The organism is Rhodococcus sp. NPDC056743 (assembly GCF_042790355.1).
Taxonomy (GTDB): Bacteria; Actinomycetota; Actinomycetes; order Mycobacteriales; family Mycobacteriaceae; genus Rhodococcus_F.
On the sequence record NZ_JBHTZI010000001.1, the window covers coordinates 980,746 to 1,003,520 of the forward strand.

Annotated in this window: 1 protein-coding gene; it reads left to right on the plus strand. The window is 62.9% G+C overall.

Annotated features, from left to right (window positions below):
• Nucleotides 1–216: 216 nt before the first annotated feature.
• On the plus strand, nt 217–22,775 hold a 22,559-nt coding region (locus ACFRFQ_RS04445; RefSeq protein ID WP_378653458.1), incomplete at its 3' end, for a non-ribosomal peptide synthase/polyketide synthase.

Below are 22,775 nucleotides of genomic sequence, written 5' to 3' on the forward strand. Positions count from 1 at the left end.
GCGGCGTGGCTTCGCGGTGGGTGAACGGTGGCTCGTTGCTGTAACGAACCTTCACTTCAAACTCGATATGTCTGGGTGTGGCTTTGTCATGCCTGCGGCCCATCGGAGATGATGGATCGTTCTGGCTCATTGAGGGTAGATGAGATCGGTACAAGTTGTGGCGAAGAGATGTGCGTCACAGCGTGTGCGTAATGGTGTGGAAGAGAGGCTGTGGGCGTGAAGTCGCTGGAAAACGGAAAACTGGAGAGCGGTAAGTCGGAGGTCGGCAGCTCGCCGGAAGAAGTTCAGCGATCGGGTGCATTCCCACTCTCGGCTGCACAGCTCGGAATGTGGTTCGCGCAGCACCTGGATCCCAGCGTCCCCGTCAACATCGCGCAGTACGTCGAACTTCGTGGCGCCTTGCAACTGAACGTGCTCCGGGCGGCGTGCGCCGACGCCGGCCGCGAAATCGGTTCGGCCTTCGTTCGGATCATCGAAGTCGATGCACAGCCTTTCCAGATCATCGACGACACACTGGACGACTCGGTCGGCTATGTCGACGTCCGTAGTGAGGCAGATCCGCACGACGCGGCAATGCGGTGGATGCGCGCAGACCGAAGCCGCCCGGTGGACATGCTCGAGGACCGGTTGATCTCGGCCACTATTCTGCGTCTCGAACAGGACCGCTACTACTGGTACACCCGGGTCCATCACACGATCCTCGACGGCTTCGGCGCTTCGACGTTTGTCACCCGTGTCGCCGAGTTGTACTCGGCCCGCGTCGAAGGCCGCGAGCCCACGCCCAACGAAGCATCCGACCTACGTGACGTGTACGAGGTCGACAACACCTACCGCAACTCCCAGCGGTTCGACACCGACCGAACCTTCTGGGCTGAGAAGATCGCCGACCTCGACGAGATTTCGAGCCTGGCCGGGCGTAGTGCCCCGCCGACGCCGGTCAGCCGCATCGACAGCGCCGCGTTGTCCAACCACGTGGAAGCACTGCTCGCGCGATTCCTCGAACGCGTCGAGAAGACGACGGTCGCCGGCACAGTGGTCGCAGCGTTTGCCGCGTACCTGGCTCAGATGACCGGAAGCGAGGACGTGTCGCTGTCGCTGCCCGTCTCGGGCCGCACCACTGCAGTGCTCCGCCGATCCGGCGGAATGGTGTCCAACGTGGTGCCATTGCGGTTGAGGATTACCTCGACGACAACTGTCCAGGAACTTCTCGACGCCGTCGGTAGCGAGATGTCCGGCGCCCTGCGTCACCAGCGCTACCGCCACGAAGACATGGTCCGCGACGGTGACGGTCCCGGTCAGGGCGGTTTCTTCGGACCGTGGATCAACATCATGATGTTCTCCACTGAACTTGCCTTCGGGCCACTGGTCGGTGAATTGCACATCTTGTCAACGGGCTTGATCGAAGACCTCGGCGTGAACCTGTATCAGAGCGTCGGCGACACCCGGACGCACATCGACTTCGAGTCGAATCCCAACCTGTATTCCGCGTCGGTCGCCGAGCGGAATCACTCGCGTTTTGTCGAGTTCCTCGAAAAGTTCATCTCGGCCGAAACGTCGCGCCGAGTGTGGGATCTGCCCATCGCATCCGAAGAGGAGCGCAAGAAAGTTGCGCTCTGGAATCGCACTGGGTATCACGTGCTTTCGCAGTCCATCACCGAACCGTTCGAACGACAGGTCGATCGAACCCCGGACGCCACCGCGCTGATCTTCGAGGGGAGTTCTCTCACCTACGCGGAGTTCGACGCCAAGGTCAACGGTCTCGCTCGCACACTCATCGGCATGGGTGTCGGGCCGGAATCACTTGTGGGCTTGGCGATTCGACGTTCCCTCGACCTCATGGTCGGACTGTATGCGATTGCGAAGGCCGGCGGCGCGTGGGTGCCGGTGGATCCAGACCATCCGGCAGATCGCACGGCGTACATCCTCGACTCCGCCCGGCCGGTGTGTGTTCTGACCACCGCCCGGGATCGGGTGGACCTGCCGCTCGGAACCCGCGTTCTCGAAATCGACCAACTCGACGATGCGGAACTCGACACCAGGCCCGTCACCGACTCGGATCGTGTGTCGCCCCTGCGATATTCGAACACGGCCTATGTCATCTACACGTCGGGTTCGACTGGTCGCCCGAAGGGTGTTGCAGTCACCCACGCGGCGATCAACAACCAGCTCCAGTGGATGAACTCCGAGTATCGCCTCGGCGCATCGGACGTGTATCTGCAAAAGACCGCGACCACGTTCGACGTGTCTCTGTGGGGATTCTTCATGCCGCTCCGGGTCGGTGCGACCCTCGTGGTCGCGACGCCCGACGGTCATCGAGACCCGATGTACGTTGCGGCCAAGATCGCGGAGCATCGCGTCACCGTCACGGACTTCGTCCCGTCGATGCTCACGCTCTTCACCGCGAATGCTCCTGCTGGATCATGTGATTCGCTGCGCCACGTCTTTGTCATCGGCGAGGCCTTGCCGCCCGAGACGGCTACGGCGTTCCGTGAACTGTGCAGCGCTGATCTGCACAACCTGTACGGCCCCACCGAAGCTGCGGTCTCGGTCACCTATTACGAGGCTCGCCGCTCCGACACCACTTCGGTGCCGATCGGCCTGCCGCAGTGGAACACTCAGGCCTACATTCTCGATTCGCACCTGCGTGCGACGCCGATCGGTCAGCCAGGTGAGCTGTACCTCGCCGGAGTGCAGTTGGCCCGCGGATACGTCGGTCGACCCGACCTCAGCTCCGATCGTTTCGTGGCAAACCCCTACGGTCCTGCCGGGGAACGGATGTACCGAACCGGCGACCTCGTGCGCCGACGTGACGACGGCAACCTCGACTACATCGGGCGCACCGACTTCCAGGTGAAGTTCCGCGGCCAGCGCATCGAACTCGGCGAGATCGAGACCGTGCTGCTCGCACATCCCGACGTCTCACAGGCTGTCGTGTTGGTGGTTCAGACCTCGACCGGCGATCAGTTGGTCGGATATATCGTGCCGAGTCCGGGCCGTTCCGTCGAATCAGCAGAGTTGAGCGAATTCGCGGGTCGAAGCCTGCCGTCGTACATGGTTCCGGCTGCGTTGACGGTCTTGGAAGCGTTGCCGCTCAACACCAGTGGCAAACTTGATCGTGCAGCGCTCCCGGAACCCGTCTTCGCCAGTGCCAAGCAGTACCGGGAACCGCGCACCGATACCGAACGGGTTGTGGCCGACGTCTTTGCCGACGTCCTCGGTGTGGAGCGAGTCGGTCTCGACGACGATTTCTTCGAACTCGGTGGAAACTCCTTGGTGGCAACACAAGTGGTCACCAGAGTCGGTTCCGCGATGGGCGTTCAGCTCGGTGTGCGTGAGCTCTTCGAGTCGACGACGGTGGCCACCCTCGCCGCTCGGGCCGAGTCGTTGGCGGGAAATGTCCGGCCGCTGGCACCGCTGGTCGCAAAGCCGCGTCCCGATGTAATTCCGGTGTCGCTGGCGCAGCAGCGAATGTGGTTCCTCAACAAGCTCGACCCGTCGACACCGGTCTACAACCTTCCGTTCACTGTGCGGCTGACCGGTACCGTCGATGTTGCCGCTTTGCACGCCTCGGTGATGGATCTCCTCGAGCGGCACGAGTCGCTGCGTACGCTCTATCCCGACACCAACGGCACCGCGCAGCAGGTGATTCTGCCGATCGACCAGGTGTCGATCGACCTGACTCCGCGGCGAACATCCAAGCGCGAGGTGCAGGCCGCTGCCGTCGAGATCGCCGGACGCGGATTCGACGTGGCAACCGAAATCCCGTTGCGCGTCACTCTGTTCGAGGTCACACCTACCGATTTCGTGCTCGTCATGGTGCTGCACCATATTGCGGCCGACGGCTTGTCGTTCCGCCCTCTGGCCCGCGATCTCCTGGTGGCGTATTCCGCACGGAGCGAGCACTCCGCACCGGCTTGGACGCCGTTGCCGGTGCAGTACGCGGATTACGCGCTGTGGCAACGTGCGGCCCTGGGGTCCGAAGATGATCCATCGTCGGAATCGGCACGCCAGATCGCTTTCTGGCGCGAGTCGCTGGCGGGGCTACCCGACCAGCTGGATCTGCCGACCGACCGCCCGCGCCCAGCTGTTGCATCCAACCGTGGGGCCAAGCACCACTTCCACATCAGCGAACGCACCACCCGCAAATTGAACGCGTTGGCCCGTTCGAAGAACGCGTCGCTGTTCATGGTGCTGCAAGCGGCGTATGCGGCGCTTCTCAGCCGCCTCAGCGGCACCACGGATATTGCCATCGGTGCTCCGGTCGGTGGTCGAGGTGACGAGGCGCTGAGCGATGTCATCGGGATGTTCGTCAACACCATGGTGTTGCGAACCGAGGTGGATGCGGGCGAGTCTTTCGACGAGTTGCTCGTCCGGGTTCGCGAGTCGGGTCTGAGTGCGTACGGACACGCGGACGTGCCGTTCGAGCGCCTTGTCGAGGTCCTGAATCCCGCGCGTTCCCAGTCGCGTCATCCGCTGTTCCAGGTTGCTCTGACCGCCGAGATCAGTGGACGCCGCCAGTTGCAGTTCTCGGGGATCACTGCGGTTGCCGCCGAACTGGAAGTGCCGGTCGCCAAGTTCGACCTCGAGCTGATGGTGTCGGAAAGCCCTGAAGGAAGCGAAGATTCAGATGTCCTGGACGCTACCTTCACCTATGCCACAGATCTGTTCGATGCGTCGACCGTAGCAACGTTTGCCACTCGCTTCGTCCGGATTCTCGACGCGGTCACCGCTCGACCGGCAACCACGGTCGGGGATCTCGAACTGCTCTCGCCGACGGAATTCGTCGACCTCACCTACGTGGCGTCCGACGACGCGATGGCGCGAGCGAGCCTGGCCGACATCTTCACGTCGGGTGCGGCCGATCCGGAATCGGTTGCGGTGCGATTCGAGGGACGTTCGGTTACCTACCGTGAGCTCGACGAGCAGTCGTCCCGGTTGGCCCGCGCTCTCATTGCGCGCGACATCGGTCCGGAAACCACTGTTGCGCTGGCATTTCCGCGATCCTACGACATGGTGCGCGCAGTCTGGGCAGTGGCCAAGACTGGTGCTGCCTACGTCCCGGTCGATCCGAACTACCCGGACGACCGTGTTCGCCACATGCTGTCGGATTCCGCGGCACGTATCGGCCTGACGTCCTCCGAATTCCTGGGGCAACTGCCGGACGCCACAGAATGGTGGGCACTGGACGAGCCGTCCACGGTGAGCCTCGTCGATGCCGAATCGGGTGCTCCGGTCGTCGATTCCGAGCGAACCACGCCCCTGCTCGATGCGCACGTCGCGTACCTGATCTACACGTCCGGTTCCACCGGAAAGCCTAAGGGTGTCAGCGTTACCCATGGTGGTCTCCGTGGTGTTCGTGATGCTGCGCAGCGTCGGTACGGCGTCGACGAGGAATCTCGGTTCCTGCACATCTGCTCGCCGAGTTTCGACCCGTCGGTACTGGAATGGATGGTGGCCTTCTCCACTGGTGCCACTCTTGTCATCGTTCCGCCGGCGATCATCGGCGGCCCTGAACTCACCACGCTGCTACGCGACGAGCATGTCACCCACGCGATTATCACTCCCGCTGTGCTCGGCACGATGGACGAGGCGCAGCTGCCGGAATTGGCCCTCGTATCCGTCGGTGGCGATGTCACCACGCCAGAACTGCTGGCAACGTGGCAGCCCGGGCGCGAGTATTTCAACGGCTACGGTCCCACCGAGACCACCATTATTTCGTCGTACGGGCACCTCACGGCCGGTCAGCCTATCGATATCGGCCGTCCCGTCGAAGGAATGTCGGCGCTTGTCCTCGACGAGCGACTTCACCCCGTCCCGGTCGGTACCAGGGGTGAACTCTATTTTGCGGGTGCGGCATTGGCCCGTGGCTACCACGATCGCTACGCGCTGACGTCGGAGCGGTTTGTCGCCAACCCGTACTCGTCCGACGGTTCCCGGATGTACCGCACCGGAGACGTCGTGCGGTGGACCGGCAGTTCGCGCGAGGGCGAGCACGGCGTTCTGGAATACATGGGCCGCAGTGACTTCCAGGTCAAGGTCCGTGGTTTCCGTATCGAACTCGGCGAGATCGATGCCGCGCTGACGGCTCACGAGGATGTTCGCTTCGCTGTGACCCTCGGACGCGAAGGTGTCGCGGGAGTCACTGCCCTGGTCTCCTATGTTCAACTCGAAGCCGATGCGAGCTTCGATGCCGAACGCCTCGCTGGTTTTGTCGGTGAATCCTTGCCGAGTTACATGGTTCCGTCGGTCATCATGGCCTTGGACGAGGTGCCGCTGACGCCCGTCGGAAAACTCGATCGAGACGCGCTGCCGGAGCCGGTTTTCGAGGTCCGTGAATTCCGCGCGCCCACAACACCGGTCGAGGAAATCGTCGCCCAGATCATCGCCGATGTTCTCGGGGTCGAGCGGGTCGGACTCGATGACGACTTCTTCGCTCTCGGGGGCAACTCACTCGTCGCCACGCAGGTCACCTCGCGACTGGGCGCCGCGCTCGACACCACGGTGCCGGTCCGCACGTTGTTCGACGTCTCGAGCGTCGAGGCACTCGCCGCTCGCGTGGAAACGCATGCGGGCAGTGGCGGTCGCACAGCGCTCGCCGCGCAGACGCGTCCGAGCAGTATTCCGTTGTCGCTTGCTCAGCAGCGCATGTGGTTCCTCAACCGCTACGACACGGCGTCTGCGGCGTACAACATCACCTTCGCGCTTCACCTGAGCGGAAACCTCGACGTCGCCGCGATGGAAGCAGCATTCGAGGACGTGCTGGCCCGCCACGAGGTTCTTCGCACGGTGTACCCGGACACCGAATTCGGTCCGGTGCAGTCGATTCTCGACGTCGACGACGTCTTCCAGGGTCTCGATGTGGTGTCCGTCGATGCCGCTGAGCTCGACGACGCTATTGCTGCAGTCGGTTCGACCGCCCTCGATATCACCGTGGACGCGCCGATCCGGGTGCAGTTGCTGACGCGGGGTGACACCGAGCACGTGCTGGCGATCATGGTTCACCACATTGCCGCGGACGGTTGGTCGATGGCGCCGTTGGGTCGCGATGTGATGATCGCGTACTCGGCGCGCAAGGACGGGATTGTTCCGCAGTGGCAACCGCTCTCGGTGCAGTACGCCGACTACGCACTGTGGCAGCGTGAGGTTTTGGGCTCCGAGGACGACGCAGCCTCACTGATGTCCCAGCAGATTTCGTTCTGGAGCGAGACGCTCTCGGGTCTGCCGGATCGGATCGAACTGCCTGCTGACCGGGCGCGCCCCGATGTGGCGTCGATGCGCGGCGAACGATTCGCCTTCGACATCGCGCCCGAGTTGCACGTCCGCCTCGACGCCCTTGCCCGGGAGCACAATGCCACGCTGTTCATGGCGCTGCATGCTGCCCTCGCGGTTCTGCTTGCGCGGCTCAGCGGAACGTCGGACATCTCGGTGGGTACTCCCGTCGCCGGCCGCGGCGAGGCCGCACTTGACGATCTGGTCGGCATGTTCGTCAACACTCTGGTCCTACGAACCGCAGTCGACACGTCGGCTCCGTTCACGGAACTGATCGCGGCGTCGAGTGATGCCGCGATCAGCGCATTCGCCCACGCCGACGTGCCGTTCGAGCGGTTGGTCGACGTCCTGGCTCCGGCCAGGTCCCAGGCCAGACATCCGCTGTTCCAGGTGGTTCTCTCGTTGCAGAATCTGGCGCAGACCGAGCTGGAACTTCCCGGCCTGGCCGTCAAGGCAGCCGAGATCGACACGACAACAGCAAAATTCGATCTCGAACTGTCGGTGTCCGAGTCGATCGGAGTGCATGGCGAACTGCAAGGAATCGCAGCGGAGTTCACCTACGCTGCCGATCTGTTCGACCGGGATACCGTCGAGGGCTTTGCCCGCCGACTGGTACGCATTCTCGAATCCCTGGTCGGAGATCCCGCAGTCACCGTGGGTGACATCGATATTCTCGAATCCTCTGAGCGGCTTGCGTTGACCGATGTGCGTGGAGCGCACGGTGTTTCGGGAACACTTGCAGGAATTCTCACCGATGCCGCTGCGGTGAACCCGGACGCGGCGGCTATCCGCTACGCCGGCGAGACGATCACCTACCGTGAGCTCGACGAGCGCTCGTCTCAGGTGGCTCGTGTCTTGATCGGCCGCGGTGTCGGCGCCGAAGATCGAGTGGCGATTGCCATTCCACGATCGGCGGATTCCGTGCTCGCACTGTGGGCGGTCGCCAAAACCGGCGCCGCCTTTGTGCCGGTAGACCCCACCTATCCGGTTGATCGCATCTCCCACATGGTCTCGGATTCCGGTGCAACTGTCGGCCTCACGACGGAAGAGTTCGTATCGGCGCTGCCGGCCGGATCCAACTGGATCACGCTGGAGGGTGCGGGCTCGGCCGAGGAGTCCGGTGCACCGATTCGCGCCGAGGAGCTGCGGGACGTCATCCGGGCGGACAACGCCGCATACGTCATCTACACCTCCGGTACCACCGGGTTGCCCAAGGGCGTAGTCGTCGACAACGCCGGAGTGGCGAATTTCTGTGCTGTGCAGGTCGAACACTACGAGTTGACCGCTGACGCCCGAACCCTGCACTTCGCGTCCCCGAGCTTCGACGCGTCGGTGTTGGAGTTGCTCTTGGCATTTGGCGCCGCATCGACCATGGTGATCGCGCCGACCACCGTCTACGGCGGTGCCGAATTGGCCGAGATCCTGAACTCCGAGGCGATGACGCACGCATTCATCACGCCTGCAGCCTTGGCGTCGGTGGATCCGGCCGGCCTCGATGCCCTCCGAGTTGTTGTCGTCGGTGGTGAAGCAAGCCCGCGGGCTCTGGTCGCCAAGTGGGCGGTACCGCTGCCGGACGGCTCCGTTCGCGGCTTCTTCAACGCCTACGGTCCCACCGAATCCACTGTCGCGAGCAATATCAGCGACACTCTGACGGCCTTCGACCGGATGAACATCGGCGGTCCGGTTCGCGGAATGTCTGCGCGTATCCTCGACGACCGGATGCAGCCGGTCCCGGTCGGTGTTGCAGGAGAGCTCTACGTTTCCGGCGTCCAGGTCGCCAGGGGATACCTGGGCCAGCCCGCACTGACGGCAAGCCGATTTGTTGCCGACCCGTTCGGCGATTCCGGGGATCGCCTGTACCGCACGGGCGACGTCGTCCGCTGGATCGACGGCCGCGCGGTGGAATACGTGGGCCGCAGTGACTTCCAGGTGAAGATTCGTGGTTTCCGCATCGAACTCGGTGAGATCGAAGCAGCGCTGTCCCGTTGTGAGGGCGTCGCACAGGCAGTTGCTCTGGTCCACACGGACGAAGAATTCGGTGATCGACTGGTCGGCTACGTGGTGCCCAGCGCCGGGGCCACCGTCGAACCTGCTGCGGTGATCGATTCCGTGTCGAAGTTCCTCACCGGCTACATGGTGCCCGACGCCGTGCTCGTGCTCGATTCCATTCCGTTGACCACGGCAGGCAAGACCGATACCAAGGCGCTCCCGGCGCCGGCATTTGCGGCCAAGGCATACGTCGCTCCGGTCACTGCAGCTGAATCGATCGTGGCCCAGGTGTTCTCCGAGGTGCTGGGTGTTTCACCCGTCGGCCGCGGGGATGACTTCTTCGATCTCGGCGGAAACTCTCTGGTTGCGACTCGGGTTGCCGCAAGGCTCGGCGAGGCTCTCGACACCGCAGTCCCGGTGCGTGCGCTGTTCGAGGCATCGACCGTGGAGGCTCTGGCTGCTCGACTGGAAGTCCACGCCGGCTCCGGCGCGGTAGCGCCGTTGGTTCCACAGGCACGTCCGGATCGGATCCCGTTGTCGCTTGCGCAGCAACGCATGTGGTTCCTGAACCGTCTCGAACCGGAATCCGCGGTCAACAACATTCCGGTCGCGATCCGTATCGCCGGCGATCTGGACGCGGCCGCGCTGGGCGCCGCTGTGCTCGATGTGATCGACCGGCACGAGGTACTGCGGACCGTCTACCCCGACATCGACGGTGTCGGATATCAAGACATCTTGCCGATTGCCGATGTTGCACTCGATTTGGCGCCCCGGCCGTTGACGGCAGCTGAATTGCCCGCCGCCGTGGCGACGTCTGCGATGGCGGGATTCGATGTCACTGCGGACATTCCGTTGCGGGCGACGCTGTATCGCGTCGACAAGGCTGACTACGTACTTCTGTTCGTCGTTCACCACATCTCCACCGACGGTTTCTCCATGGGACCTCTCACCCGCGACGTCATGGTCGCCTACGAAGCCCGGACTCGCGGCGGTGCTCCGTCGTGGGCGCCACTGTCGGTGCAGTACGCGGACTACACGCTCTGGCAGCGCGAGGTACTCGGTTCCGAGAACGACCCGCAGTCGACGATGTCACGCCAGATCGAATACTGGACCACTGCGCTCACCGATGCTCCGGTACAGCTCGAACTACCGACGGACCGTTCCCGGCCGGCGCAGGCTTCGGGCCGAGGACTTGCTTACACCTTCGACATCGACGCGGCGACTCATCGAGGAATGGCAGAGCTGGGACGCGCCAACGGCGCATCGTTGTTCATGGTCGTACACGCGGTATTCGCTTCGTTGTTCGCTCGATTGGCCGCCACAGACGACGTCACGATCGGCACTCCCGTCGCCGGTCGTGGAGACGCCGCGCTCGACGATGTCGTGGGTATGTTCGTCAACACCCTCGTACTTCGCACCGAGGTCGGTTCCGGCGTTCCCTTCGAGGACTTCCTGGCTAAGGTGCGCGGCACCGATCTGGCCGCATTTGCGCATGCGGATGTGCCCTTCGAGCGGTTGGTCGAGGTGCTCGACCCCGAGCGCTCGAGGGCACGTAATCCGTTGTTCCAGGTGATGTTGGCATTCCAGAACCTGGATCGTGTCGAATTCACGTTGGGTGGTCTCGAGGTCACGACCTTCGAACCGGATTCGGAGAGCGCAAAATTCGACCTGTCGATTACGGTCACCGAACCGGTCGGCGCGACGAATGCCGATGCCGGGCTGCACGTTCAGATGGTTTACGCGACGGACCTGTTCGACGAAGCCACGATTGCCGCCACAGCGACACAGTTCATAGTGTTGGCACAGGCACTGATTGCCGACCCAAGCGTTGTGGCGAGCGATATCGACATTGTCGCCAACTCGGAACGTAGCGTGCTGTCGCGTGTTTCGGCCGGATTGACAGTGCCGTCGGACGACAAGACCTTGGTCGATGTACTCGACCGAGGAGTGGCGAGTTCATCGACTGACGTCGCAGTGGCCAGTGGCGATGTCGCTCTCACCTACGCAGAATTCGATGCGCACGTCAACCGTTTGGCGCGTCAGCTTATTGCCGTCGGTGTTGGTCCCGACTCACGAGTCGCGCTCGTGATGCGCCGCTCGATCCACCAGGTGTTCGGCGTGCACGCCGTGCTTCGCGCAGGCGGAGCCTATGTTCCCGTCGATCCCGAGCAGCCCGCCGAGCGCAATCAGCACATCGTGGCGTCCGCCGCGCCTGTCTGCGTGCTGACTACCGATTCCGAACGTGGCGACGTCCCCGCAGGGTGGCCGGTACTCGGTATCGACACCCTTGACCTGCAGGCTTACTCGTCGTCGCGGATCGGCGACGACGAGCGGCGCGTTCCGCTGCGCCCGGACAACATGGCGTACGTGCTGTTCACTTCCGGATCGACAGGACGCCCGAAGGGTGTCGGCGTCACTCACGCGGCCGTTGTCAGCCAACTGTCGTGGATGCAGGCTACCTACGGCCTTGCTTCGTCAGATGTGGTGCTGTACAAGACGCCTGCCACCTTCGACGCTTCGGTGTGGGAGCTGTTCTGGCCCTTGATGATCGGTGCTCGAATGGTGGTCGCGGAGGCCGGCGGTCACCGAGATCCCGCATACATGAGCAGCGTCATCGCGGCCGAATCGGTGACGGTTGCGCAGTTCGTGCCGTCGGTGCTTGCGGCGATGGCCGATGAGTTCGAGAATGTGCTGTCTACTTCGTTGCGTGCGACGTTCGCGGGCGGCGAGCAGTTGAACAGTGCTCTCGCGGCTAGCTTCCGCGCACTGACCGGCAGTGACGTCCACAACCTGTACGGACCGACCGAAACCACGGTCCAGATCACGAGTCATCGCAGTTCGGATCTCGACGGGGATGTAGTGCCCCTCGGCGCCCCGGCGTGGAACACCGGATTGTGGGTACTCGACTCCAGAATGCTCCAGGTGCCACTCGGTGTCACCGGTGAGTTGTACGTATCCGGTACCCAGTTGGCCCGGGGATACTTCGGCGACGCCGTTCGCACAGCAGAGCGCTTTGTCGCGCACCCGTTCTCGGGTACTGGCGACCGCTTGTACCGCACCGGTGACCTCGTCCGCTGGACGCGCTCCGGTTCGCTCGAATTTGTCGGACGGTCCGACTTCCAGGTGAAGTTGCGTGGCCAGAGGATCGAACTCGGTGAGATCGAAACGCTGCTAGCGGCACAAGACGTTGTGTCTCTTGCTGCTGTCGCGGTCGTAGAGGACACACTCGTCGCGTATGTGGAGCCGACAGGCGGAGCCGTCGTCGATGAGACGGAGCTACGCCATCGCCTCACCGATGCGTTGCCGGGTTACATGGTTCCGGCAGTCTTCATGGTGTTGGCCGCCCTTCCACTCAATGCCAACGGCAAGGTGGATCGGCGCGCATTGCCGACACCTGCTTTCGAGTCGGCAGCGTTCCGTGCGCCAGCCAACGACGTGGAACAGTCTGTGGCGCAAGTATTCTCCGATGTTCTGGGTATTGACCAGATCGGGTTGGACGACGATTTCTTTGCGCTCGGTGGTAATTCGCTGATCGCGACTCAGGTGATGTCGCGTCTGGGGCAAGCGCTGGATACGAAGATCCCCGTTCGGGTACTGTTCGACGCGTCGACTGTGGAAGAACTCGCTGCGCGCATCGAAGTACACGTCGGTGGCGACGGTGCACGAGCATTGACAGCACAGGTGCGTCCCGCTCAGGTGCCGTTGTCGCTTGCGCAGCAGCGCATGTGGTTCCTCAACCGCTTCGACACGGCGTCGGCCGTCAACAACATTCCTGTTGCAGTTCGTCTCACCGGTGAGCTGAAAGTGGATGCGCTGCGTGCGTCGATTACCGATGTCATTGCGCGACATGAGGTTCTGCGCACACTGTATCCGGAAATCGACGGCGTTGGCTACCAGCAGATCCTCTCGCCGGAGGATGCCGCGATCGAATTCGATACCGTGCGAACAAACGAGAGCAACCTTCAATCAGAGCTCTATGCGTTCTTCGCTGAGGGATTCGACGTCACTGTCGAGGTTCCGTTGCGAGCCAAGCTCTTCCACGTTGAAGACGACGAATTCGTCTTGTCCTTTGTGGTGCACCATATCTCCACCGACGGTTTCTCGATGGGCCCGTTGACCCGCGACGTGATGACCGCGTACTACGCGCGTTCGCAGGGCCAGGCCCCGGTGTGGGCGCCGTTGCCGGTGCAGTACGCCGACTACGCGCTGTGGCAGCGCGAGGTTCTCGGCTCCGAGGACGATTCCACATCCGTCATCGCGCAGCAGATCGGGTACTGGTCCAGCTCTTTGACCGACCTGCCCGAGTTGTTGGACCTGCCGAGTGATCGCATTCGGCCCGAGATCGCAACGGGTCGAGGAGCAAACCACACCTTCGCGATCGACCCGCAACTGTGGGCCGACGTGGAAGCAACAGGTCAGGCGGCGGGCGCAACCCCGTTCATGGTTGTCCACTCGGCGCTGGCCGTGCTGTTGGCACGGTTGTCCGCGACAACCGACATCGCAGTCGGCGCTCCCGTCGCCGGTCGCGGTGAAGCGCAGCTCGACGATCTGATCGGCATGTTCGTCAATACTTTGGTGTTGCGCACCGAGGTTGATCCGTCGATGTCGTTCACTGATCTCCTGGCTTCTGCGCGTGAAGTGGATCTGCAGGCGTTTGCTCACGCTGACGTTCCGTTCGAGCGGATCGTCGAAGCGCTCGATCCGACGCGCTCGCAGGCTCATCATCCGCTGTTCCAGGTGGCATTGACCTTCCAGAACCTGGGCCAAAGTGCTCTCGAACTTCCCGGACTCACCGCCGCTGCAGTGGAATTCGATGCTGCACTGGCAAAGTTCGACCTGCAGTTCACTCTCGAAGAGGCCGCTGATGCCGGTATGTCCGGCATCCTGACCTACGCGACGGATCTCTTCGACGCGTCGACAGCGGCAGAGTTCGCTGGTCGGTTCGTGTCCGTACTACGTGGTGTTGTCGCGAATCCGGCTGCTGCCGTGGGTGACGTGGATGTTCTGACCGCCGGTGAGCTGGATCGTGTTCTGGCCTGGAGTGACACGGGTGTCGATTCGGGTGTGGAGTCGACGTTGCCGGCGTGGTTCGGTCGTGCTGCTGCGCGGTTCGGTGATCGGATTGCGGTGCGGTTCGGTGACGAGTCGTTGACGTATGCGGAGTTGTCGGACCGGGCGAATCGTTTGGCGCGCAGGTTGATTGCTCAGGGTTGTGGTCCGGAGACGTTGGTGGCGGTGGCGTTGCCGCGGTCGGCGGATCTTGTGGTGGCGTTGCTGGCTGTGGTGCAGTCCGGTGCGGGGTATTTGCCGGTGGATCCGTCGTATCCGGCTGATCGCGTCGAGTTCATGCTTGCCGATGCTGGTCCGGTGGCCGCGATTTCGTGGTCGGGTCGTGAGTTGGTGTTGCCTGCTGGGTTGCCGGTGATCGATATCGACGCGGTGGATTTGTCGGAGTTTGGTGGTTCGGTGGTGACGGATGCGGATCGTGTGTCGCCGTTGCGTGTCGACAATGTTGCGTATGTGATTTACACGTCGGGTTCGACGGGTCGTCCGAAGGGTGTGCAGGTTCCGCATACGACGGTGGCGAAGTTGTTTGCGAACACCGAGAGTGTGTACGGGTTCGACGAGTCCGATGTGTGGACGATGTTCCACAGTTATGCGTTCGACTTCTCGGTGTGGGAGTTGTGGGGTCCGCTGCTGTATGGCGGCACGTTGGTGGTTGTGGATTATGTGACGTCGCGTTCGCCGGAGCAGTTCTTGGAACTGCTTGCTGCTGAGCGGGTGACGGTGCTGAATCAGACGCCGTCGGCGTTCTATCAGTTGGTCGAGGCTGATCGGTTGGCGTCTGAATCCGGCGGGGCGCCCGAGTTGTCGTTGCGGTGGGTTGTTTTCGGTGGCGAGGCGCTCGAGTTGCGACGCTTGTCGGATTGGTATAGCCGCCGTGGTGACAGTGCGCCGACGTTGGTGAATATGTACGGCATCACGGAGACGACGGTGCATGTGAGCCATCGTGTGTTGGATGCTGCGATGGCGGCGGATGCGTCGGCGAGTGTTGTGGGTCAGGCTATTTCGGGTCTGCAGGTGTTTGTTCTGGATACGCGTTTGGCTCCGGTGCCCGTGGGTGTCGCAGGTGAGATGTATGTCTCGGGTGTGCAGTTGGCACGGGGTTATCTGGGTCAGGCGGGGTTGACGTCGACTCGGTTTGTGGCGAATCCGTTCAACGCCGGTGAGGTGTTGTATCGCACGGGTGACGTGGCTTCATGGAACAGCGCCGGCGATCTGGAGTATCTGGGTCGTGCTGATGATCAGGTGAAGATTCGTGGTTTCCGGATCGAGATCGGTGAGATCGAGGCTGCGGTGCTGGCGGATGTGTCGGTGGCGCAGACGGCGGTGATCGTTCGTGAGGATTCGCCGGGGGATCAGCGGTTGGTGGCGTATGTGGTGCCGGCTGCGGGTGTGAGTGTCTCGGTTGACGAGGTGCGCGCCGGTGTTGGGGCGCTGTTGCCGGAGTACATGGTGCCGTCGGCGTTTGTGGTTCTTGATGCGATTCCGTTGACGGTGAACGGGAAGTTGGATCGTCGGGCGTTGCCGGCTCCGTCGTTGCAGGTTGCGGTGTTCCGGGCTCCGACGTCGGTGGTGGAAGAGGTTGTGGCGCAGACGTTTGCGGATGTTCTGGGCACGTCGCGTGTGGGGTTGGATGATGATTTCTTTGCGCTCGGTGGTAATTCGCTGATCGCGACACAGGTGACGTCTCGGTTGAGTCAGGTTCTGGACGCTTCGGTGAGTGTTCGGGAGTTGTTCGAGGCTTCGACCGTCGAAGGCCTTGCTGCCCGGCTCGGTTCTCATGTCGGTGGCGGTTCACGCGCCGCGTTGACTGCTCAGGTGCGTCCGGCTCAGGTGCCGTTGTCGTTTGCGCAGCAGCGCATGTGGTTCCTCAACCAGTTGGACCGCGAGTCGGCGTCCAACAACATTCCGATGGCGATCACGCTCACCGGAGAGCTGGATCAGGCGGCGTTGTACGACGCCGTCCGGGACGTGCTGAAGCGTCACGAGGTTCTGCGCACGGTGTACCCGGAGGTCGACGGAACCGGTTACCAGCGGATCCTGCCGGCGGCAGCGGTCCCGGTGGACCTTGCTCCGGTGCAACTCGACTCATCCGACGTCGTGGCGGCCGTGACGGACTTCGTCTCGTCCGGGTTCGATGTCACGGCTGAGGTTCCGTTGCGGGCCAAGCTTTTCCAACTCGCCGAGGACACGTTTGTTCTCGCGATCGTGATTCATCACATCTCGACCGACGGTTTCTCGATGGGCCCGTTGATCCGCGACGTGATGGCGGCCTACTACGCGCGTTCGCAGGGTCAGACCCCGGTGTGGGCTCCGTTGCCGGTGCAGTACGCCGACTACGCGTTGTGGCAGCGCGAGGTTCTCGGTTCCGAGAGTGACGCGGAATCCGTACTCGCAGAGCAGATCGACTACTGGGCGAAGGCTCTCGACGGAGTTCCGGACCAGATCACGTTGCCAAGCGATCGTGCACGTCCGGCTGTGTTCACCGGCCGCGGCGCCACCTACAGCTTCCCGATTTCCGCGGATATTCACCGCGGACTGGCTGCTGTAGGGCGCGAGCACCAAGCGTCCCTGTTCATGGTGATGCACTCGGCGTTGGCAACACTTCTTGCGCGGTTGTCCGGCACCACCGACATCGCGGTCGGTACCCCGGTCGCCGGTCGCGGTGAAGCCGAACTCGATGACCTGATCGGCATGTTCGTCAATACGCTCGTGCTGCGCACCGAGGTTGATCCGGGGATGCCATTCCTCGATCTGCTTGCGTCCGCGCGGGAGAGCGATCTCGCGGCGTTCGCGCACGGAGACGTACCGTTCGAGCGACTGGTCGAGGTACTCGATCCTGTTCGCTCGCAGGCTCACAACCCGTTGTTCCAGGTAGCCTTGGCATTCCAGAACCTGGGACAGAATCACCTGACTCTGCCGGGCCTCGAGATCGCCGAGTTCGATATCGCGGAAACTGTAGCCAAGTTCGACCTTCAGTTGACCGTGGTGGAAGCTTCCGACGGACACGGCATGGCCGCGACCTTCACGTATGCGACGGATCTCTTCGACGAGGGGACAGTTGTCTCCTTTGCCGAGCGGTTGACTCGCATTCTCGAAGCCGTTGTCGCAGACGCTGCACGGCCCGTCGGCGACATCAACATCCTCGAGGTGCCTGAGCGTCTCGAACTGACCAGTCGCCGCGCATCTTCGGGCATCGAACCGAAGCCGTTGGCCGACATCCTGTCCGACACCGCGCTGCGGTACCCGTCCAACGAGGCACTCCGCTACCAGGACCGATCGATGACCTACGCCGAGGTCGACGAGTGGTCGTCCCGCCTCGCACGGGTCCTGATCGCTCGCGGCCTGGGCGCCGAAGATCTGGTCGCGGTGTCGATTCCGCGTTCCATCGAATCGGTCCTGCTGGTGTGGGCGGTCTCCAAGACGGGCGCGGCGGTCGTCCCCATCGATCCGCACTACCCGGCCGACCGCATCGCGCACATGGTCTCCGATTCCGGCGTCTCGGTCGGTCTGACCCTCGAAGCCGAACTCGACGGACTCACCACCACCGTCGAGTGGCTGGCCGTCGACAGTGCTGCCTGCTCGGAACTGATGGCAGCACAGGATAGTTCACCGATCCGCGAAGACGAACGTGTGCGCCCCGTACTTCCGGCGCACCCGGCCTGGGTGATCTACACGTCCGGTACTACGGGCTTGCCCAAGGGCGTTGTTGCTACCGGTGCCGGCCTCGCGAGCTTCAGTGCAACGCAGGCACAGCACTACCTCGTGACACCGAGCTCTCGTACGCTGCATTTTGCGTCGCCGAGCTTCGACGCGTCGATGCTCGAGCTTTTCCTGGCCGTCGCTACGGGTGCTGCCATGGTGATCGTCCCGACATCGATCTTCGGCGGCGACGAGCTGACCGCGCTGTTCAAGTCCGAACGCGTCACGCACGCCTTCATTACACCCGCAGCGTTGGCGTCCATGGATCCGTCGGGTCTGAGTGACCTCGAGGTAGTTGGCGTCGGCGGCGAGGCGTACTCACCGGAGCTGATGGCGAAGTGGGCGGATCAGCCGAACCGTCGACGCACATTCCTCAATGTGTACGGCCCCACCGAGACCACCATCGTCACGAACGTCAGTGTGCCGCTCATGCCGGGCGACCGGATGACCATCGGTGGAACTATCGGCGACATGGCCGCGTTTGTTCTCGACACGCGTCTACAGCCTGTCCCCGTCGGTGTTGCCGGTGAACTGTATCTTTCGGGACCGCAGGTCACCCGCGGCTATCATCGCCGCCCGGGACTGAGTGCGGATCGCTTTGTCGCGAATCCGCACGGCCTGCCGGGTGAGCGGATGTACCGCACGGGTGACGTCGTGCGTTGGACCGACCAGTTCGCTGTTGAATATGTGGGCCGCAACGACTTCCAGGTGAAGATCCGTGGCTTCCGCATCGAGCTCGGTGAGATCGACGCGGCCCTGACGGCGCATTCGGACGTAGAGTTCGCTGCGACGATGGGCACTACGCTGGCGTCGGGCGCGCCGGCACTGGTCTCGTACGTGTTTGTCGGCAAGGAATCTGCCGTCAGTTCGGCGGATTTGAGTGAGTTCGTCTCGCGCACCCTGCCGGCGCACATGGTTCCTGCGTCGATCATGGTTCTGACCGACATGCCGCTGACCCCGGCCGGCAAGCTGGACCGAAAGGCTCTGCCGGAGCCGGTGTTCGAGGTCAAGGAGTTCCGCGCTCCCACCACGGAGATGGAACGTATCCTCAGCGAGGTCTTTGCCGACGTACTCGGCCTCGACCAGATCGGCACCGACGATTCGTTCTTCGCTCAGGGCGGCGACTCGATCATGTCGATCCAGTTGGTGTCCCGGGCCAAGGCCCGTGGTGTTCTCTTCACGCCCAAGGACGTGTTCGAGAACAAGACGGTGGCAGAGTTGGCGGAGGTCGCCGTCTTCGGTTCGGACGCCGACGCGATCACTGTCCTCGCCGAGATCGACGGCGGCGGCGTCGGTTGGATGCCGCTCACCCCGATCAAACGATTCATGTTCGAACGGCCGGGCAGTTACCAGCGTTTCAACCAGTTGTTGACGTTGGAATTGCCGCTGGGCATCGACCGTGGCGGCGTTGTCGACACACTGGCCGCCGTCATCGATCACCACGACATGTTCCGCTCGCGACTCGTCGACGATCAGCGTGGTCCGGGTATGGCTGTGTCCGCGCCCGGAACCGTCGATGTCGATGCGTTGGTGCGCCGGGTATCGGTGGATCCTGCGATTGCGGATACTGAGCTGACGGCCATCGCGTCGGGCGCACTCGACGATGCTCTCGGACGACTGGATCCGGCCGCGGGTGTCATGGCTCAGTTCGTGTGGATCGATTTGGGAGAGGCACGCACCGGCCGATTGATCGTGGCCGCGCATCACCTGATCGTCGACGGTGTCTCCTGGCGAATCATCGTGCCGGACTTGATTTCCGCGTGGGCTCAGCGCAGTGGCGGAAGTGTGCCGGTGCTCGAACCGACCGGTACATCCATGCGTACCTGGGCGCACTCGTTGGCTGCGGAATCACGTTCGGAGAACCGCCTGGCAGAACTGGCACGCTGGCGCAAAACACTGTCGACACCCGATCCGATCCTCGGTTCGCGCGCGTTCGATCCGTCTGTCGATGTTGCGGCAACGGTCGAGCGTGTGCGAGTTGAACTGTCTGCAGACGTCACCGAGACCCTGCTGACAACGCTGCCCGAGGTGTTCCGCGGCGGAGCGAACGACGGATTGCTGGCCGGACTTGCTCTGGCACTGGTGCGTTGGCGCCGTGACCGGGGTGTCGACACCGACGCAGCTCTGCTCCAACTCGAGGGTCACGGCCGCGAAGAGGGCGTCGTGCCGGGCGCTGATCTCTCGCGCACCGTCGGCTGGTTCACGGCGGCCTTCCCGGTCGCTCTCGACCTTGCGGATATCGACATCGACGATGCCTTTGACGCCGGAGCCAGTGCAGGAGCGGCGATCAAGGCAGTCAAGGAACAGTTGCTTGCCGCCCCCGACAAGGGTGTCGGCTACGGACTGCTGCGGTACGTCAACGACGACACCCGCGCAGAGCTGTCGAAGCTGAGCGGCGGACAGGTCAGCTTCAACTACCTGGGCCGCATTGTGGCGGAGGATATTCCGGCTGCAGCGCAAGGCCTGGGTTGGATTCCCGCACGCGACTTCTCGGACGTCGCTGCGCCGGAAGACCCGGACATGCCGGCCAACAAGGTTGTCGACATCAATGCCATCGTCAACGACGGCCCCGACGGCGCGGTGCTCGAAGCATCGTTTGCCTTCCCGACCGGATTGCTGAGTGCCACCGAGGTGCAGGCTCTGGCAGACCTGTGGGTTAGCGCACTCACCGCGTTGGCGCAGCACGCGCAGACCGTCGGCGCAGGCGGTCTCACACCGTCGGACGTGCCGCTGGTAACGCTGACTCAGCACGATCTCGACGGGTTCGAGCAGCGCTTCCCCGCGGTCCAGGACGTTTGGCCGCTGGCTCCGTTGCAGTCGGGTCTGCTGTTCCACGCCGTCATGGCCGAGTCGACCGTCGACTTGTACTCCGTGCAGATGGTGCTCTCGCTGTCCGGCCGCGTCGACGCGGATCGCCTCCACGCCGCAGCACAGGCCATCATCGATCGTCACCCGAACCTGCGCACCGCCTTTGTGGTCGACGGAACGGGTACGCCGGTCCAGGTAGTTCTCGGTGACATCGAAGTGCCGTGGCGCGAACTTGATCTCACCACGATCGCCGACAGCGAAGAACGACGCGCCGAGTTGGACCGGGTTCTGATCGAAGACCAGGCGACACACTTCGACATGTCCAACCCGCCGTTGATCAAGTTCACGCTGATCAAGATCGCCGCGAGCGACTACCGTCTTGTAGTGGCAAACCACCACATCATCCTCGACGGCTGGTCGATGCCGCTGCTGCTCCAGACGCTTCTCGGCCACTACGCCATGCGCGGGAACATTCCCGCTCAGACGCGGGCCCTGAGCTACCGGAACTACCTCGCGTGGCTGGTTCAGCAGGATCGCAGCGTGTCCATGGACGCCTGGGCTCAGGCATTGGGCGGCGTAGAGGAGCCGACGTTGTTGGCTCCCACCGTCGCCGGTCAGGAATTCAGTGCGCTGTCGCAGAAGCTGCAGCTCTCGCTCAGCGAATCGGTGACCGCGACACTGACCGGATTGGCGTCGAAGACCGGCGTCACCGCAAACACTATCGTCCAGGCTGCCTGGGCAATCCTGTTGGGACGCATGACGGGTCGCCAGGACATCGTCTTCGGTGCCACTGTCTCCGGCCGTCCGCCACAACTGGACAGCGTCGAGAAGATGGTTGGCCTGTTCATCAACACGCTGCCCGTCCGTGTTCAGTTGGACTTAGCAGAGTCCGTGGAGGCATTGCTCTCACGGGTTCAGATCGAGCAGGCAGGATTGCTCGATCACCACTACCTCGGATTGACCGACGTGCAGAGCGCCGCGGGCGTCGGTGGACTGTTCGACACCCTGGTGATCTTCGAGTCCTACCCGGTCGACCGTGACGGTCTTGCAGCGCAAGCGGAGTTCTTGGACGGCATGGTGATCGACGATGTCGCCTCCGACGATTCCACGAACTACCCGCTCACACTGCTGATCGGTCTCGACGACCAACTGCACCTGACGCTTCGCTATCTACCCGACTTCTTCGACGAGTCGTACGCGCAGGCACTACTGGGCCGCCTCGAGACTCTGCTGACCGAAATCGGTGAAACACCGTCTACTGCAGTCGGTGACATCGAGATCATGACTGCGCCGGAGCGCACCCTGGTGCTCGACACCTGGAATGACACGTCTCGCGGGACTGTGGGTGGGTTGTTGTTGGATGGTTTTGATTCGGTGGTGGGGGTGTGTTCGGGTTCGCGTGCGGTGGTGTGTGGGGATGTGGTGCTCTCGTATGGGGAGTTCGATGAGCGGGTTAACAGGTTTGCGCGGTATTTGATTTCGGTGGGTGTGGGGCCGGAGTCGTTGGTGGGGTTGGCTGTTCGTCGGTCGGTGGATTTGTTGGTGGGGTTGTATGCGATTGTGCGTGCGGGTGGGGCGTGGGTGCCGTTGGATCCGGATGCGCCGGTTTCGCGTAATGAGTATGTGTTGGATTCGGCTGATCCGGTGTGTGTGGTGTCGACGGAGCGGGATGGTTTTGTCGCGTCGGGTCGTCGGGTTGTGTGTGTTGATGTTGTTGATGTGTCTGGTTTTTCGGGTGCGCGGGTTTCTGATGCGGATCGGTTGTTGCCGTTGCGGGCGTCGAATACGGCGTATGTGATTTTCACGTCGGGGTCGACGGGTCGGCCGAAGGGTGTGGCGGTCTCGCACGGCGCGATTGTGAATCAGTTGGAGTTCATGCAGGGCGAGTACCGTTTGTCGGTTGATGATGTGTATTTGCAGAAGACGGCGACGACGTTCGATGT